1 protein-coding gene is annotated in these 545 nt (G+C 45.9%); it reads right to left on the bottom strand.

Features of this window, described 5'->3' with window-relative positions; translation table 11 throughout:
* Positions 1-545, bottom strand: a 545-nt coding sequence (locus tag R7093_RS27495) for a methyltransferase domain-containing protein (protein ID WP_318147313.1), incomplete at both ends; no start/stop codon positions are given.

Genomic DNA, 545 nt, shown 5'->3' with positions numbered 1-545 from the left:
CACGCATAACAGAAAATGCTGAGTCGTACCAAACTGTGATGGTGGTCGAGTCTAGATGATGGTTATGGCATCGAGATTGCGCTAACGCAATTTTTACCTGATTGAGAGTAATAAAGTTATTCACGTGTTGATATGTGTCAATTTTTGCCCACGAATAGCGCAGTTCGCATAGCGAGCCATCAACTAGTGTTGAGAAACACCCTTTCCCATTAGCAGTTAATATTCGGCGAATTTCTCTCAACGGATAACTTAAATCGACACACCACTGTAGCGCGAGACTTGAAAACACATAGTCAAAACTAGCGTCCTCGAATGGCAAGCTTTCCGCGTCTGCTACCACATAACGAACATTATGGTCACCACAACGCTCGCGCGCTTTGTCCAACATTCCTTGCGAAAGATCGGCCCACACAACGCTTGCGCCTCGCTCTAGCAATAGCTGAGAAAAATATCCGGTTCCACACCCCAAGTCCAAAACGCGCTTGTTGGTAAGATCGCTTGGGAGCTTTTCTAACAAACGATGGCCAACATCTCGTTGAAATGCA

The sequence above is a fragment of the Vibrio sp. 1580 genome (assembly GCF_033340055.1).
This window is presented reverse-complemented; position numbering and strand designations above follow the sequence as displayed.